Annotated in this window: 15 protein-coding genes; 7 read left to right on the forward strand and 8 right to left on the reverse strand. The window is 69.2% G+C overall.

The features are described from left to right. Window positions 1-168 precede the first annotated feature (168 nt). Window positions 169-1,908: a proline--tRNA ligase gene (locus ACT53Q_RS05660; protein WP_476185683.1), complete on the reverse strand. Its 1,740-nt coding sequence runs from the start codon at window positions 1,906-1,908 to the stop codon at window positions 169-171. Window positions 1,909-1,996: 88 nt separating this feature from the next. Continuing rightward, a complete protein-coding gene (locus ACT53Q_RS05665; RefSeq protein WP_476185684.1) occupies window positions 1,997-2,392 on the reverse strand; it encodes a DUF4124 domain-containing protein in 396 nt (131 codons plus the stop codon). Window positions 2,393-2,540: 148 nt separating this feature from the next. Between ACT53Q_RS05665 and pssA the strand changes: the two genes are divergently transcribed. From pssA to rimI, 3 genes are read left to right on the forward strand one after another with little or no spacing between them, the layout of a single operon-like run. Then, on the forward strand, window positions 2,541-3,314 hold the full coding sequence (pssA, locus tag ACT53Q_RS05670; RefSeq protein WP_476185685.1) for a CDP-diacylglycerol--serine O-phosphatidyltransferase: 774 nt from the start codon (window positions 2,541-2,543) through the stop codon (window positions 3,312-3,314). Then, a complete protein-coding gene (locus ACT53Q_RS05675; protein ID WP_476185686.1) occupies window positions 3,311-3,643 on the forward strand; it encodes a hypothetical protein in 333 nt (110 codons plus the stop codon). The genes pssA and ACT53Q_RS05675 overlap by 4 nt, the downstream gene beginning before the upstream one ends. Window positions 3,644-3,699: 56 nt before the next feature. After that, a complete protein-coding gene (gene rimI, locus ACT53Q_RS05680; protein ID WP_476185687.1) occupies window positions 3,700-4,131 on the forward strand; it encodes a ribosomal protein S18-alanine N-acetyltransferase in 432 nt (143 codons plus the stop codon). 35 nt (window positions 4,132-4,166) lie between these two features. Here rimI and ACT53Q_RS05685 read toward each other — a convergent pair whose 3' ends face one another. From ACT53Q_RS05685 to ACT53Q_RS05705, 5 genes are all read right to left on the reverse strand, one after another. Then, window positions 4,167-4,439, reverse strand: coding sequence for a hypothetical protein (locus ACT53Q_RS05685; protein WP_476185688.1), 273 nt, complete (start codon window positions 4,437-4,439; stop codon window positions 4,167-4,169). Window positions 4,440-4,839: 400 nt separating this feature from the next. Further along, a complete protein-coding gene (locus tag ACT53Q_RS05690; protein WP_476185689.1) occupies window positions 4,840-5,205 on the reverse strand; it encodes a hypothetical protein in 366 nt (121 codons plus the stop codon). Continuing rightward, complete coding sequence (locus tag ACT53Q_RS05695) at window positions 5,202-8,288, reverse strand: valine--tRNA ligase (protein WP_476185690.1); 3,087 nt, start codon at window positions 8,286-8,288, stop codon at window positions 5,202-5,204. The genes ACT53Q_RS05690 and ACT53Q_RS05695 overlap by 4 nt, the downstream gene beginning before the upstream one ends. Window positions 8,289-8,412: 124 nt before the next feature. Continuing rightward, window positions 8,413-8,838, reverse strand: a complete 426-nt coding sequence (locus tag ACT53Q_RS05700) for a DNA polymerase III subunit chi (RefSeq protein WP_476185691.1) — start codon at window positions 8,836-8,838, stop codon at window positions 8,413-8,415. A gap of 2 nt (window positions 8,839-8,840) precedes the next feature. After that, the gene (locus tag ACT53Q_RS05705; protein WP_476185692.1) at window positions 8,841-10,346 is read right to left on the reverse strand and encodes a leucyl aminopeptidase; all 1,506 of its coding nucleotides are present in this window, start codon (window positions 10,344-10,346) and stop codon (window positions 8,841-8,843) included. A 256-nt stretch (window positions 10,347-10,602) separates the two neighbouring features. Between ACT53Q_RS05705 and lptF the strand changes: the two genes are divergently transcribed. Together lptF and lptG are read left to right on the forward strand one after the other, a co-directional pair. Further along, on the forward strand, window positions 10,603-11,706 hold the full coding sequence (gene lptF, locus ACT53Q_RS05710) for an LPS export ABC transporter permease LptF (RefSeq protein WP_476185693.1): 1,104 nt from the start codon (window positions 10,603-10,605) through the stop codon (window positions 11,704-11,706). After that, window positions 11,703-12,815: an LPS export ABC transporter permease LptG gene (lptG, locus tag ACT53Q_RS05715; RefSeq protein ID WP_476185694.1), complete on the forward strand. Its 1,113-nt coding sequence runs from the start codon at window positions 11,703-11,705 to the stop codon at window positions 12,813-12,815. The genes lptF and lptG overlap by 4 nt, the downstream gene beginning before the upstream one ends. A gap of 30 nt (window positions 12,816-12,845) precedes the next feature. On the opposite strand, the gene ACT53Q_RS05720 is transcribed toward lptG, so the two are convergent. Then, on the reverse strand, window positions 12,846-13,319 hold the full coding sequence (locus ACT53Q_RS05720) for an RDD family protein (protein ID WP_476185695.1): 474 nt from the start codon (window positions 13,317-13,319) through the stop codon (window positions 12,846-12,848). Window positions 13,320-13,361: 42 nt separating this feature from the next. Here ACT53Q_RS05720 and xerD point away from each other — a divergent pair, with 42 nt between their 5' ends. Both xerD and ACT53Q_RS05730 read left to right on the forward strand, forming a co-directional pair. Next, window positions 13,362-14,315 (forward strand): site-specific tyrosine recombinase XerD, encoded by a 954-nt coding sequence (gene xerD, locus ACT53Q_RS05725; RefSeq protein ID WP_476185696.1) that lies wholly within the window; start codon window positions 13,362-13,364, stop codon window positions 14,313-14,315. A 183-nt stretch (window positions 14,316-14,498) separates the two neighbouring features. Next, window positions 14,499-15,320 carry a thioredoxin fold domain-containing protein gene (locus tag ACT53Q_RS05730; protein WP_476185697.1) on the forward strand — a complete coding sequence of 274 codons (822 nt, stop codon included), beginning with the start codon at window positions 14,499-14,501 and terminating at the stop codon, window positions 15,318-15,320. Window positions 15,321-15,335 lie beyond the last annotated feature (15 nt).

A 15,335-nucleotide genomic window follows, 5' to 3' on the forward strand; every position in this document is an offset into this window, starting at 1 on the left:
TGACTCCGGATGACGGTGGGAATCTCCGGGCGGAGAAACCGCGGGGAGGACGCCGATCATAATCCATTCGCGAGGCCTATCAAAACCGGTCGATTCATGAAAACCGGCGTCGTGTCTCGGAATAATGCTCGACGTGTTTGCGGATTCTCGCGCCGGGCGAGCCGCGAATCAATCGTGGTGCGGCAGCAATCGATGCAGCAGCGCGTCACGGTTCAGCGATTCGGCTTCGCTCGCACGGCGCGCGCGATATTCGAACGTGCCGGTGGCGAGGCCGCGTTCCGACACTACTACGCGGTGCGGAATGCCGATCAGTTCGATGTCCGCGAACATCGGCCCCGGACGCAGGCCGCGATCGTCGAGCACCGTTTCCACGCCGGCGGCATTCAATTCGTCGTACAGCGCCTGCGCGGCGGCGGTGACGGCCGCGTCGTTCTTCGGGTTGATCATGCAAATGGCAACCTGCCACGGCGCCATCGGCTCGGGCCAGACGATGCCCGCGGCGTCGTGGCTCTGCTCGATCGCGGCCGCGACGATGCGGCTCACGCCGATGCCGTAGCAGCCCATCGCGGGAATCGCGGCCTTGCCGGCGGCGTCGAGCACGGTCATGCCCATCGCCTCGGAATAACGGCGGCCGAGTGCGAACACGTGGCCGACCTCGATGCCGCGCGCGATGGCCAATGTGCCCTTGCCGTCGGGCGAGGGATCGCCGGCGACGATGTTACGGATATCATCGACATGGTCCGGTTCCGGCACGTCGCGGCCCCAGTTCACGCCGGCGATGTGATAACCCGCTTCGTTCGCGCCGACCACGAAATCGTGCATCGCGGCGACGGTGCGGTCGGCGACCACGCGGATCGATTTCTTCGGCGCGATCGGGCCGAGGAAACCGGGTTCGCTGCCGAGGTGTTCGAGGATTTCCGCTTCGGTCGCGAGGCGGTATTCGCCGAGGCCGGGCAGTTTCGCCAGTTTGATTTCGTTGACGACGTGGTCGCCGCGCACCAGCGCGAGCACGAACTGCGGCACGCCGTCGGCGTCGCTGCCCATGATCGCCACGGACTTCACCGTGCGCTGCAGCGGGATGCCGAGCAGCGCGGCGACGTCCTCGCAGGTTTTCTGCGTCGGGGTTTCGACCTTGCGCAGTGTTTCGGTGGCGGCGCCGCGCTCGCCCGGCGACACCGCTTCGGCCAGTTCGATGTTCGCGGCGTAATCGGAGCCGTCCGAACCATTCCCGTCGACAGCGTAGGCGATCGCGTCCTCGCCGGATTCGGCCAGCACCTGGAATTCGTGCGACGCGCTGCCGCCGATCGCGCCGGTGTCGGCGAAGACCGCGCGGAACTTCAGCCCCAGCCGCGTGAAGATGCGGCCGTAGGTGTCGTACATGTTGCGGTATTCGGCGTGCAGCGACTCATCGTCGATGTGGAACGAATACGCGTCCTTCATCAGGAACTCGCGCGCGCGCATCACGCCGAAGCGCGGGCGGATCTCGTCGCGGAACTTGGTCTGGATGTTGTAGAAGTTCACCGGCAGCTGCTTGTAGCTGCTCAGTTCCTGGCGCGCGAAATCGGTGATCACTTCCTCGGCGGTGGGGCCGTAGCAGTATTCGGCCTCCTTGCGATCCTTGATCTTCAGCAGCTGGCCGCCGAATTTCTGCCAGCGCCCGGTTTCCTCCCACAGCTCGCGCGGCTGGATGGTCGGCATCAGCAGTTCGATCGCGCCGGCGCGATCCATTTCCTCGCGCACCACTGCCTCGACCTTGCGCAGCACGCGCAGGCCCAGCGGGCTCCAGGTGTAGAGGCCGGCGGCCAGCTTGCGCAGCATGCCCGCGCGGAGCATCAGCTGGTGGCTGACGACTTCGGCGTCGGCGGGAGTTTCCTTTTCGGTGCGGAGATGGAACTGCGACAGGCGCATCGGACGGGCTCGCGGGGGGTCGAATTCCCCATTTTGCCCGATGTCGCCGGCCCGCGCTCCGGGGCGGGCCGGCCGTGGCCGCCGCGGGTCAGGGCGCGGGCTTGGCCTGGCCGCAGTTCACGCGGGCGACGGTCTGGGCGATGTCGAGCTGCTTCTGGCGGTCGTCGTCGCTGAGGTCGTGGTCGGCCTGGCCGTCGCCGTTGCTGTCCATCTGCAGCCGGCTGCCGCTCTGCAGCAGTTCGATGTTGCGCAGGGCCGTGGCGCACTGGGGCGATTGCTGCTGGCTGGCCGGGGCGGCCTGCGCCGGCGCGGTGCCCTCGCGCTGGCTGATCGACCGCATCTGGTACTTGCCCTGCGCCGGCGGGGTCTGCGAGTAGTGGGTCACGCCGTTCGCGTCCTTCCACTGGTAGACATCGCCGGCGAAGGCGGCCGGTGCGGCCAGGACGGAAGCGGCGAGGAGGGCGAAGCGGAGCGCGCGGATCATGGCGTTACCTGTGGAATGGCGGATGGAACCCCCTGCAACGGCGCGATTGCAACACCCCGGGACGACCGGCGCAAGCACGGGCGGCGCCGATGCCGGTTCGTGATTCGGCCCCGGTTCGGGCGCCGCGCGCTCCGGTTACACTGCGCCCATGAGCGCCGTCGACACCCCCCCGCCCCGCCGCAGCCGCGGCATCTACCTGCTGCCGAACCTGTTCACCACCGGCGCGCTGTTCTCGGGGTTCTTCGCGATCATCGCCGCCTCGCAGGGCCGCTTCGGGGCCGCCTGCGTGGCGATCTTCGTCTCCGCGGTGCTGGACGGCCTGGACGGCCGCGTGGCGCGGATGACCAACACCCAGACCGAGTTCGGGGTGCAGTACGACTCGCTGGCCGACCTGATCAGTTTCGGCATGGCGCCGTCGCTGGTGATGTACCACTGGGCGCTGGAGTCGATGAAGCTCGACGGCCCGACGCTGGGCAAGATCGGCTGGCTGGGCGCGTTCCTCTACGCCGCCTGCGCCGCGCTGCGGCTGGCGCGCTTCAACAGCCAGGTCGGCACGGTCGACAAGCGCTGGTTCATCGGCATGCCGTCGCCGTCGGCCGCGGGGCTGATGGCCAGCTTCGTCTGGACCCTGCACGACCTCGGCTGGACCGGCGAACAACTGCGCTACCCGGCGCTGGCGGTGACGGTATTCGCCGGCCTGCTGATGGTCAGTCGCTTCCGTTACCCGAGCTTCAAGGGCGGCAAGGGCCCGCAGGCCGACCGCGTGCCGTTCATCGTGCCGCTGCTGGTGATCCTGGCGATCATCGGCCTGGTGATCGACGCGCCGAAGGTGCTGCTGGCGGTGTTCACCACCTTCGCCCTGTTCGGGCCGCTGATCGCCCGACGCATGGCGCGTCGCGGCGCGGGTGCGGAGGCGGCGTGAACGCGGCGCTCTGGGATCCGTTGCAGTGCGAGATGCTGGCGGCGCTGGGGCTGCCGGTGCAGCGCATGGCCGCGGCCGCGCCGGTCGCGACGACGCAGGCCGTTCCGCCGACCGCCGTGTCCGCTGCCGACACGCCTTCCACGCCTGCGATGTCGTTCGACGATCCGCTGCTGCTCGCCCTGCTGCGCGCCGCCGGGCGCGCCCGTCATGCGGTGGACGCCGCAATGCTCGCACGTGATTGGCCGTCGCCGCAGGCACTGCGGCGCGATCCCGCGGCCAAGCGCGCGCTGTGGCCGCACCTGCGCGCGCTGAGGCGCACGACCGCGTGAACGCCGAGCGCTCTCCAGGGAAGGCGGACGGGCCACCGTCGACCACGCTCCGCGCGATGCGCGAGAGCGACCTCGACATGGTCATGGCGATCGAGACCCGCGCCTACGCCTTCCCGTGGACCGTCGGCATCTTCCGCGACTGCCTCAACGCCTGCTATCCGGCATGGCTGCTGGTCGACGGCGAGGTGGTGATCGGTTACGGCATCCTGAGCGTGGCCGCCGGCGAGGCGCACATCCTCAACATCTGCATCGCGCCCGAAGCGCAGGGCCACGGCCACGGCCGGCGCCTGCTGCGCGCGCTGATCCGCCTGTCGCGCCAGCAGCATGCCGCGCGCATCTTCCTCGAAGTGCGGCCGTCGAACCCGAAGGCCATCGCGCTGTACCACGACGAAGGCTTCAACGAGATCGGCCGCCGCCCGCGCTATTACCCGGCGAACATGGGTCGCGAGGACGCGATCGTGATGGCGATGGAGTTGCTGACGGATTGAAAGCCGACGCCGCATGAGGCGGCGTCAGCCATGGCTCAGGGAATGAGGACGCCACCGGGGGGCGCGAGCCACGAATTGACGAGATCGTCATCCGGATCGTTGCTGTGGCAGGCCTGGCCGTACGGCATCTCGATGATGTAGGTGTAGCCGGTCACGGTATTCAGATAGTTGCAATACCAGACCAGGGCGAGGGTCGGCGGTCGCGGCGTGATCGGTCCGTAGATCGGGCGGGCCGATGCGCTGCCGGTCGACATCGCACCACCCAGCGCCAATGCCAGCACTAATGCGGTTTTCATGATGTGGCTCATCTTGTTTCCTTTCGTTGATGGATTCGATTTGTTCGGATGCCGTGGCCACGACGCAGTGGATTAGACGGATGCACTGCATGCCCGTCCATAGGGTGAAACCCTCGGATTTACAAAAAATTTACACATTGAACCGGGCCTGACACGACGCCGGCCGCATGTCCGGAAATGCGGAAAAAATACGCCTGCGTGATTGCCTCGCGCGCATGGCAGCGAGGACGCGATCGTGATGGCGATGGAGTTGCTGGAGGGGTAGGGTGTTTCGGCGCGCCAAGGCGATGCCGTTCCTCTGGCGGCTCCGATCGATATCGGTAGAGCGGCCTTCAGGCCGCTGCTTTTTCCGTAAATCTCTCGACGGAAAGCAAGAGCAGCGGCCTGAAGGCCGCTCTACCGAGCCAAAGATTCAGTGCGCCGGGTGATACGGCGCGTACGTGTCTTCGGCGGGATCGTAGAGCAGCACCGGCGCCTTGCCGGCTGGGACGCGGAAGCGGTCCACCACCGGTGCGGTCGCCGGATCGCCCGCGCAGTCGCCGCCGTGGCGTTCCATCACGGCGATGTCGCGGCCGGCCTGCGTGGTGGCCTCGACCATGAAATCGAGGCAGCGCAGTTTCGGCCAGGTCGCGGTGTAGCGCGCGTCCTGCGCCATCGCCTGGCGCAGGCGCGCGATCGCGGCGTCGTCCGCGCGCGGTGCACCCGCGAGCGCGCACGTCGCCGAGCACGCCAGCGCGAACGCGATCGTGTGCGCGAAGCGGCGCATCACGCGGCTCATCCCAGCCGCCCGCGTTGTTCCTGCAACGCGGCGAGCTTGGTCGTCCAGTCGGCGAGGCGCTGGCGTTCCTGCTCGACCACCGCCGGCGGCACGTTGCCGCCGAACTTCGCGAGCTTGGCCTCGCTCTTGTCCTTCTCGCCGGACACCTTGGCGATCTCCTTGTCGAGGCGCGTGCGTTCGGCGTCGAGATCGACCAGGCCTTCCAACGGCACCAAGAGTACGAGCGAACCTACGACGCCTGACGCACAAGATCCGCTTGCGCCGCGATTGGTTTCATCAAGCCAGAATGCGTTTTCGAGTTTCGTCAAGAAAGCGAGCGGATCGGCAAATTTGTTGATTCGCTCGCGATCGCCTGCATCACCGCCGTCAAGCAGCATCACGATTTTCTTCGACGGCGAGATGCCCAGCGTGCTGCGGATGCTGCGCACCGCCGACACCACGGCCTTGAACCACTCGATGTCGGCTTCGGCCGAGGCGTAGCCTGCGGCGTCGAAGTCCGCGGCCTGCGGGTAGGCGCGGGCGCAGATGCTCGCGTCTTCGATGCCGAGCTTCGGCGCGACGTGGCGCCACAGTTCCTCGGTCACGAACGGGGTCAGCGGATGCAGCAGGCGCAGCAGCGCTTCGAGCACGTGCAGCAGCGTGTGGCGCGTGCTGGCGGCCGCTTCCGCATCGTCGCCGTTCAGCGCCGGCTTCGCCAGTTCCACGAACCAGTCGCAGAACTCGTTCCATGCGAACTCGTACAGCGCCTGTGAGAGCAGGTCGAAACGGTAGTCGGCGAAATGGGTCGCGGCCTCGGCCGACACCTTCGCCAGGCGCGAGAGGATCCAGCGTTCGGCGTCGGTTTTCGGCACGAGTGCACTTCCTTCTCCCTGCGGGAGAAGGTGGCGCGAAGCGCCGGATGAGGGTCCGACGGCAGGGGAGCCTTCGCCGGCAATCGGACCCTCTCCCCCGGCCCCTCTCCCGGTGGGAGAGGGGAGCGAAAATCCTTCGGTGTTCATCAGCGCGAAGCGAGTGGCGTTCCACAGCTTGTTGCAGAAGTTCTTGTAGCCCTCGCAGCGGGCCATGTCGAACTTGATGTCGCGGCCGGGGCCGGCGAGGGCGGCCATGGTGAAGCGCAGCGCGTCGGCGCCGTGCGGCGCGATGCCGCCCTTGAAATCCTTCCGGGTGGTGGTCTCGATCTTCTCGGCCATCTTCGGGTTCATCAGGCCTGTGGTGCGCTTCGCCACCAACTCCGCCTCGGTGATGCCGTCGATGATGTCCAGCGGGTCGAGGATGTTGCCTTTCGACTTCGACATCTTCTGCCCGTCCTTGTCGCGGACGAGGCCGGTGATGTACACGTCGCGGAACGGCACGCGCTCGGCGTCGGAGGCGGCTTCCGGCATGAAGTGGTCGGTCATCATCACCATGCGCGCCACCCAGAAGAACAGGATGTCGAAGCCGGTGACGAGCACGCTGCTGGGCACGAACGCGTCGAAGCCGCGCGCGCGCATCGCCTCGGGATTCGGCCAGCCCATGGTGCTGATCGGCCACAGTGCGGAGGAGAACCAGGTTTCGAGGACATCGCTGTCCTGACGCAGCGGGATGTCGCCGACCTTCGCGCGCACCTCGGCCTCGGTGCGACCCACGTGCACGTTGCCGGCATCGTCGTACCACGCCGGAATGCGATGACCCCACCACAGCTGGCGGCTGATGCACCAGTCCTGGATGTTCTCCAGCCAGTGGCGGTAGGTGTTGATCCAGTTCGACGGCACGAATTTCACGCTGCCGTTCTCGACCAGTTCCAGGCCACGGCGCGCGAACTCATCCATCTTCACGAACCACTGATCGGTGAGATACGGCTCGATCACCTGGCCGGTGCGGTCGCCGCGTGGCACCTGCAGCTTGTGCGGTTTCGTCTCGACCAGAAGCTCGGCGGCTTCGAGGTCGGCGACGATGACTTTGCGGGCATCGAAGCGATCGAGGCCGCGATACTTATCCGGGATGTTGTCAGTAGTGATGCCCGTAATAACTCGGGGGTCAGAAACGCCAAAACCTTCAGGCGATTCTGCTCTGGCACGCCAAGTAAAGTCATCAAAAGTGCTGGATTTAATCTTCGCGTCAGGCGTGAAGATATTGATTAGCCCGCGATTTAGCTGTCCATCGAAAACGCCACTACCGACGTGCCGCTGCCAAACCGCGTTGTCGTTGAAGTCGTGCGCCGGTGTCACCTTCACCACGCCGGTGCCAAAAGCGCGGTCGACGTAGTCGTCGGCGATGATCGGGATGCGGCGGTCGCACAGCGGCAGGACGACGTCCTTGCCGATCAGGTGCGCGTAGCGCGGGTCTTCCGGATGCACCATCACCGCGACGTCGCCCAGCATCGTCTCGGGGCGCGTGGTGGCCACGATCAGCCGGTCGCGCGTCTCGCGCAGGGTCTCGTTGCCGTCGGCGTCATGCTCGACGTGTTCGTAGGTTTCGCCGTCGGCCAGCGGATAGGCGATCGACCACAGGAAGCCGTTCTCTTCCTCGCTGACCACTTCGAGGTCGGAGATCGCGGTCTTCAGCACCGGGTCCCAGTTCACCAGCTTCTGGCCGCGGTAGATCAGGCCTTCGGCGTGCAGCTTCACGAACGCTTCGATCACCGCGTCGGACGCGATCGGGTCCATCGTGAATACGCTGCGCGACCAATCGCCGGACGCGCCGAGGCGGCGCATCTGGCGTTCGATGGTGCCGCCGGACTGCTGCTTCCATTCCCACACGCGGTCGATGAAGGCGTCGCGGCCCAGCGAATCGCGGGTCTCGCCCTTGCCTTCCAGCGCGAGGTTGCGCGAGACGACCATTTCGGTCGCGATGCCGGCGTGGTCGGTGCCCATCTGCCACAGCGTGCGGCAGCCGCGCATGCGGTGGTAGCGGATCAGCGCGTCCTGCAGCGTGTGCTGGAACGCGTGGCCCATGTGCAGCGTGCCGGTGACGTTCGGCGGCGGCAGCAGGATGGTGTACGCCGGGCCATCGCCCTGCGGCGCGAAGATGCCGCTCGCCTCCCATTCGGCGTAGAGGCGCGATTCGAAATCCCTGGGTTCGTAGCCGGAGGCGAGCGTGGTCATGATGTCTTAACTCTGAGTCGTGTTCTTTTTCTTTGTCATCCCGAGCATCGCGAGGGACCTGCTTTTCAACCGTTGAAGAGGAAGAAGCAGGTCCCTCGCTGCGCTCGGGATGACAGGAGTGGGCTTACATGTCGTATTTCTTCACTTCCAGCCCGCGCGCCTGGTACTGCTTCCAGCGTTCGCGCAGCGGGCCGCGCGCGGATTCGTCGGCGGGCACGACCTCCAGCACGCGCTCGAAGCTGCCGTCCACCGGCGCGTCGCGCAGGTTGATCACCAGCGCGCGCAGCGGCACGTCGTCGTCGGGCGCGGCGATCAGCACCGGCGTGAGGTCGTCCTCGTCGTCGGTGCCGGCGATCTGGTGCGGGATGTAGGCGTCCTCGTCGAACGCCCACAGCAGCTCGTCCAGCGCCTCCGCCTGCGCGGCGTCGCGCGCCAGCACCAGCGTCCACAGGTTCGCGTCGTACGCCTTGCGCGCCAGCTCGCACACCAGCCGCAGCGGCTCCTCGCGGAAACGCGGCTTCTGGATCAGGTAGAAGTCGGCGCGGGGCATCGTCAGCCCTGCACCCGGTCCAGCAGCCACTGCGTCAGCAGGCCCACCGGGCGGCCGGTGGCCATGCCGAGCTTGCCGTCGTCGTTGGCGACGCCGGCGATGTCCAGGTGCGCCCAGCGCTGGCCTTCGGCGAAGCGGGAGAGGAAGCAGCCGGCGGTGATGGCGCCGGCGTTGCGGCCGCCGATGTTGTAGACGTCGGCGAAGGCCGAGGTGAGCTGGCTCTGGTACTCGTCCCACAGCGGCAGGCGCCACGCGCGGTCGAAGACCTGCTCGCCGGCGGCCAGCAGTTCGTTCGCGAGGTCGTCGTGCTTGCTCATCAGGCCGGCGGCGTACTTGCCCAGCGCGGTCACGCAGGCGCCGGTGAGGGTGGCGACGTCCAGCAGCGCCTGCGGCTCGAAGCGCTGGGCGTAGGTCAGGGCGTCGCAGAGGATCAGGCGGCCTTCGGCGTCGGTGTTGCCGACCTCGATCGTCCTGCCGGACATGCTGGTCAGCACGTCGGACGGGCGGTAGCTCATGCCGTCGGGCATGTTCTCCACCGCGGGGACGATGCTGATCAGGTTGACCGGGAGGTTCATCTTCGCGGCGGCGACGAACGTGCCCAGCACCGTGGCGGCGCCGCACATGTCGTACTTCATCTCCTCGATGCCGCCCTGGGTCTTGAGGTTGATGCCGCCGGTGTCGAAGGTGATGCCCTTGCCGACCAGCACGAAGGGTCTGGCGCTGGCGCCGCCGGTGCCGGGCGCACCATTCCACTTCAGCACGATGAGCTTCGGCGGGTTGGCGGAGCCGCGGGACACGGCCAGCAGCGAGCCCATGCCGAGGGCCTCCATCTGCGCGCGGTCCAGCACGTCGCATTCGGCTTTCGCGTACTGCGCGGCGAACGCCTGCGCCTGCTCGGCGAGGTAGGCCGGGTTGCAGATGTTCGGCGGCAGGTTGCCCAGCTCGCGGGTGAAGGCCACGCCGTCGGCGATGGCGATGCCCTGCGCCAGCGCGTGGGCGTCGGTGCCGGCGATGGCGACGGCGGCCAGCTTGCTGGCGCCCTTGTCGCGGTTCTTCTCGCCGAGGGTGGCGCTGTAGCGGTAGCTGGCGTGGTTGATGGCGACCACGGCCTGGCGCACGGCCCAGGCGGCGTCGCGGCCGGCCACCGGCACTTCGCTCAGGGTGAACAGGGCGTTGGCGGCGGCGCCGTCCTTCAGCGCGCGGGCGGCGTCGGCGGCGGCCTTGAGGTACTGCGGCACGCCGAACTTGGCGACCTCGCCCAGCCCGATCGCCAGCACCCGCGGTGCGGCCACGCCGGGCAGGTCCAGCAGCAGCGCGGTGCGGCCGGTCTTGCCGGAGACGTCGCCGCGGGCGACCAGCGCGGCGAGGCGGCCGCCGGTGGCGGCGTCGACCGCCTGCCCGGTCGCGGTCAGCGACTGGTCGGCGAAGACGCCGATCACCAGGCAGTCGACGGCGTGGCGGGGGGCATCGGCGGCGGGCGCGCCGTGGAGGGTGAAGACGAGGGCCATGGATCGGTTCCGTGCGGACGGTGAAGGGGGCTGCACGACGGGCGCGGGCGGGGCTGCCTGAACCGCCACGGGCGGCGGCGTTCAGGTGGCGTGCCTTTCCGAGGGGGGCCTCCGTACAATCGCCCGGCGCCCTGCGGGCCCGGAGACGTGCCGGCGGCGCCCGGCGCCGGCCTCAACCGGCCGCGGCGCGCGCAGAATCCCGGAAGTTTAATCGAAAGCCCCCGCCGGATGCCCGGCGACCGGAGCCCCCGTCCCGATGTCGAAGCTGGATCGCTACCTGAGCCGCGAGTTCGCGCAGAGTACCTTCGCGGTGCTGACGATCCTGCTGATCGTGCTGCTGGGCGGTGCCTTCGCGGACGTGCTGGGCGACGTGGCCCGCGGCAAGGTGCCGCCGGGGATGCTGCTGATCCAGCTGGGGCTGGTGTTCCTGAAGTGGCTGCCGCTGATCCTGCCGCTGGCGGTGATGCTGGGGCTGATGCTCGCCATGGGCCGGCTGTACCGCGACGCCGAGATGCCGGTGCTGGTGTCGATCGGCGTGGGCCCGAAGCGCATGCTGCGCCCGCTGGCGCTGATGGCGGTGCCGGTGGTGGCGATCGTGGCGCTGTGCTCGCTGTGGCTGGGCCCGTGGGCCGACCGCCAGTCGGCGCGGATGATCGAGGAGGCCGGCCGCAACCTGCTGATCGCGGGCATGGAGCCGGGCCGCTTCAACGAACTCCCGGGCGGCGGCGGCGTGATCTACGTCGGCGGCATGTCGCCCGACAACCGCGAACTGCAGCGGGTCTTCATCTACCGCCAGAAGCGCGACCGTTTCGACGTGACCACCTCCCGCACCGGGCGGCTGTCGGTGCAGGCCGCCACCCCGGCCCAGCGCGACCGCTACCTGCGGCTGGAGCAGGGGTTCGAGGTCGAGGGGCCGCTGACCGGGCCGGGCCGCGACTACCGGCTGGTGCGCTACGGCGCCAATGAAGTGCTACTGCCCGACGACGCCAACCCCCACCGCCGCACCGACGACGTGGCGCTGAAATCCACGTTCGCGCTGCTGGGCACGCCCGGCGCCGCCGCCGCCGCGCAGGTGCATTCGCGGCTGGCGCCGCCGCTGCTGACCCTGGGCTTCGCGCTGCTGGCGATCCCGCTGTCGCGCAGCAGCCCGCGGCAGGCGCGCTACGGCAATCTGGCGGTCGGGTTCCTCATCTACCTGTTCGGCGTGTTCCTGATGATGCTCGGCACCCAGTGGCTGCAGGACGGCAAGCTGCCGACCGCGGTCGGCCTGTGGTGGCTGGTGCTGCCGGTGCTGGCGGCGGGCGTCTGGCTGTATGCCCGCGACGGCGCCGTCCGGCGGCCGAAGGCGGCCCGCGCATGAGGCCGTTCCCGAAGATCCACGACCTGTACCTCGGCCGCGTGGTGCTGTCGACGGTGCTGCTGACCTGGGGCGTGCTGGTCGGCCTGGATGCGCTGATCAGCGGCCTGCTGGTGGAGATGAACGACGTCGGCACCGGCCGCTACGACTTCCTCGCCGCCGCCACCAACGTGGCGTACAGCCTGCCGCGGCGCATGTACATGCTGTTCCCGTACTCGGCGGTGATCGGCGCCACCATCGGCCTCGGCCAGCTGTCGGCCAGCTCCGAACTCACCGTGCTGCGCGCGCTGGGCCTGTCGCGGCGGCGCATCAGCCTGTCGGTGATCCTCACCCTCGGCGTGCTCACCGCGCTGATGGTGGTGAACGGCGACACCCTCGGCCCGTGGGCGCAGCGCCGCGCCGACACGCTGAAGGCCGCGGCCAAGTCCAACGACGTGATCGTGGCGCAGTACTCCGGCCTGTGGGCGCGCGAGGGCGACGTCTTCCTCAACGCGCAGACCGGCGAGGAGCGCAGCGAGAACGGCCGCCAGTGGCTGCAACTCAACGACGTGCGCCTGTTCGAACTGGGGCAGGACGGCCGCCTCGCCGCGATCGTCCACGCCGACAGCGCCGAGCACGAAAAGGGCCAGTGGATCCTGCGCAAGGTCGAACGCACCCGCTTCGACGCCCGCGCCGCCACCCGCACCAGCACCGCCGAAGAACGCTGGACCTCGCGGCTCGATGCCTCGGCGCTGGCCGCCACCACCCGCGACATCTGGCGCCCGCGCTACATGACCAGCGACCAGCTCAAGGCCGGCATCGAATACCGCGAGCGCAACGGCCTGGATTCCAGCGAATACCAGGAGTTCTACTGGGGCATGTGGTTCTACCCGGTGAACGTGCTGGTGCTGTGCCTGCTGGCGATCCCGTTCGCGTTCGGCTCGCTGCGCAGCGGCGGCCTGGGCCGGCGCCTGTTCACCGGCATCATCTTCTCGCTGGGCTTCTGGCTGGTGCAGACCCAGTTCGTCCGCCTCGCCGGCGTGTTCAAGTTCGACTACCGCATCGCCTACGCCATCCCCGCGCTGGTGATGGTCGGTCTGTCGGTGTGGATGTTCCAGCGCAGGACGGAGTAGGGCTGCCGCCCTGCGGTCGAGCGACTGAACCTACTTCGCCACCCGCACCATCCGCGTCCCGCTGGCGCGGTCGTGCCAGGTCAGGCGGTCGCGATCCAGCCAGGCCCACCAGAAGCCGAGGCCGCCCAGCAGCAGCGAGGGCGTGGCGACGGTGAAGCGCAGCCACAGCGCGCGCCAGGCGGGTGCGGTGCCGTCCGCGGCGGTCACGCGCAGGCGCCACGGGCGCATGCCGAGGGTCTGGCCGCCGCGACGCCAGCTGAGCACGCCGTAGAGGCCGGTGATCGCCCACAGCGCGAGCAGTTCGAGCCAGCCGGCGAGGGTGCCGGCGCGGATGGTCTCGCCGCCGTGCAGCGCGACGGCGATCAGGCCGACCACGAACCACAGCGCCAGCACCGGAAAGAAGTCGTACACCAGCGCCAGCAGGCGCCAGCCGACGAGCGGTTTCGGGCGGGCGGGGGCGTCGGAAGGCGCCGGGGCGGGCGCGTCGGAGGCGGTCGCGGTCATCGCGACAGGATACGGGATCGTGCCCGCGCTACCCTTGCGCGCATGCCCAGCCGCACGCCCGCCGACCGTCGCATGCTCGCCCACGCGCTGCCGCCGCTGCGCGATGCCGACGCGGCCGCCATCCACGCCTTCATCGAGGCGATGTGGGCCGAACACGGGCTGGCGAAGCAGACGCAGGCCAGCTACCGGCGCGATCTGGAAGGCTTCGCGCGCTGGCGCGACGGTGCCGGCGGCGGGTTGTGCGGTGCCGATCGCGCGGCGCTGTTCGACTACCTCGCGTGGCGCACGCGGGAGAATTATTCGCCGCGCAGCAACGCGCGCCTGCTGTCGACGCTGCGCGCGTTCTTCGCGCTGCAGCTGCGCCACGGCGCCCGCGCCGACGACCCGACCGCGCTGCTCGATCCGCCGAAGCTGCCGCGTTCGCTGCCCAAGGCGCTGACCGAGCGCGAGATCGAGTCGCTGCTGGCGGCGCCGGACGTGTCCGTGCCCGAAGGCCTGCGCGACCGGGCGATGCTCGAACTGATGTACGCCGCCGGCCTGCGCGTGAGCGAACTGGTCGGACTGCCGGCGACGGCGGTCAACCTGCGCCAGGGCGCGCTGCGGGTGACCGGCAAGGGCGGCCGCGAGCGGCTGGTGCCGCTGGGCGAGGAGGCGCAGCACTGGCTGCAGCGCTACCTCGCCGAAGCCCGCCCGGCGCTGGCCGGCAAGCGCGCGCCGGCGGCGCTGTTCCTCACCCCCGACGGCGAGCCGCCGACCCGGCAGGCGTTCTGGTCGCTGGTGAAGCGGTTGGCCGCGGTGGCGGGCATCGACCCGCGGCGGATCAGCCCGCACGGCCTGCGCCACAGCTTCGCCACCCATCTGCTGAACCACGGCGCCGACCTGCGCGCGCTGCAGATGCTGCTGGGCCACGCCAGCCTGTCGACCACCCAGATCTACACGCTGGTCGCCCGCGAACAGCTCAAGCGCCTGCACGCGCAGCATCATCCGCGGGCCTGACGCGGCCGGTCCCCCCGCGCCGGAGGCGGCCGTTCCGCGCCGCCGAAACCGTGAAGAAGGGGGCGCTTCCGGCACGGCCGCGGGCGCGCGTCGCATGCGACAATCGGCCGAAACCGCTGAACCCGGCCGCCGTTTCGCGGTCCGACGTCCACGCCCTTCCGCCCTTCGATGGAACCGACCTGCATGAAATTCCCGGTGTTCGCCCTGTTGTGCGCCCTGAGCCTGTCCGCCTGCGCGCAGTCCAAACCCGCTGCCGCCGGAGAGGCCGCCGCCGGACCCGGACAGCCTGCTGCCGAGCCTGCGAAGGGCACGCCGGACGCCATGGTCCGCGCCGAGCTGAAGAAGCTGGATCCGCGCCTGGTGCCGGACCGCGTGGCGCCGGCCGCCATCGCCGGCTTCCAGGAAGCCATCGTCAACGGCCAGACCCTGTATTTCAGCGATGACGGCCGCTACATGCTGCAGGGCTCGCTGTACGACCTGAAGGCCAAGCGCGACGTCGGCCGCGACGGCCTGGCCGCGGTCCGCCGCGAGGCGCTGGCGAAGATCCCGGTGTCCGACCGCATCGTCTTCGCGCCGGTCGGCCCGCGCAAGCACACCGTCGCGGTGTTCACCGACATCGAATGCGGCTACTGCCGCAAGCTGCACTCGCAGATCGCCGAGTACAACAAGCTGGGCATCGCGGTCGAATACCTGGCCTTCCCGCGCGCCGGCCTGGGCAGCCCCGACGCGCTGGTGATGGAGTCGGTGTGGTGCTCGGCCGACCGCCGCAAGGCCCTGACCGACGCCAAGAACGGCCAGGCCGTGCCGCCCAAGCGCTGCGAGAACCCGGTGGCCGCCGAGTACCAGCTCGGCCAGCGCCTGGGCCTGCAGGGCACCCCGATGATCGTCGACATCGAGGGCGAGGTGCTGCCGGGCTACATGGACCCGCCGACCATGATGGCCGCGCTGGACAAGCTGGCTGCCGAGCGCAAGCCGGGCTCCGGCACCCCGGCCGGCGGTCGCTGAGCCGTCGCCATCCCG

The organism is Lysobacter sp. DMC97, from assembly GCF_056313745.1.

Bases quoted from the DNA above. Each gene is read 5' to 3' on its own strand.
- ACT53Q_RS05700 (WP_476185691.1), bottom strand. From the start codon at position 8,838: ATGCCCCGCGCCGACTTCTACCTGATCCAGAAGCCGCGTTTCCGCGAG.
- xerD (WP_476185696.1), top strand. From the start codon at position 13,362: ATGCCCAGCCGCACGCCCGCCGACCGTCGCATGCTCGCCCACGCGCTG.
- ACT53Q_RS05695 (WP_476185690.1), bottom strand. From the start codon at position 8,288: ATGACCACGCTCGCCTCCGGCTACGAACCCAGGGATTTCGAATCGCGC.
- ACT53Q_RS05685 (WP_476185688.1), bottom strand. From the start codon at position 4,439: ATGAGCCACATCATGAAAACCGCATTAGTGCTGGCATTGGCGCTGGGT.
- rimI (WP_476185687.1), top strand. From the start codon at position 3,700: ATGCGCGAGAGCGACCTCGACATGGTCATGGCGATCGAGACCCGCGCC.
- ACT53Q_RS05720 (WP_476185695.1), bottom strand. From the start codon at position 13,319: ATGACCGCGACCGCCTCCGACGCGCCCGCCCCGGCGCCTTCCGACGCC.
- ACT53Q_RS05705 (WP_476185692.1), bottom strand. From the start codon at position 10,346: ATGGCCCTCGTCTTCACCCTCCACGGCGCGCCCGCCGCCGATGCCCCC.
- pssA (WP_476185685.1), top strand. From the start codon at position 2,541: ATGAGCGCCGTCGACACCCCCCCGCCCCGCCGCAGCCGCGGCATCTAC.
- ACT53Q_RS05665 (WP_476185684.1), bottom strand. From the start codon at position 2,392: ATGATCCGCGCGCTCCGCTTCGCCCTCCTCGCCGCTTCCGTCCTGGCC.
- lptG (WP_476185694.1), top strand. From the start codon at position 11,703: ATGAGGCCGTTCCCGAAGATCCACGACCTGTACCTCGGCCGCGTGGTG.
- ACT53Q_RS05730 (WP_476185697.1), top strand. From the start codon at position 14,499: ATGAAATTCCCGGTGTTCGCCCTGTTGTGCGCCCTGAGCCTGTCCGCC.
- lptF (WP_476185693.1), top strand. From the start codon at position 10,603: ATGTCGAAGCTGGATCGCTACCTGAGCCGCGAGTTCGCGCAGAGTACC.
- ACT53Q_RS05660 (WP_476185683.1), bottom strand. From the start codon at position 1,908: ATGCGCCTGTCGCAGTTCCATCTCCGCACCGAAAAGGAAACTCCCGCC.
- ACT53Q_RS05690 (WP_476185689.1), bottom strand. From the start codon at position 5,205: ATGAGCCGCGTGATGCGCCGCTTCGCGCACACGATCGCGTTCGCGCTG.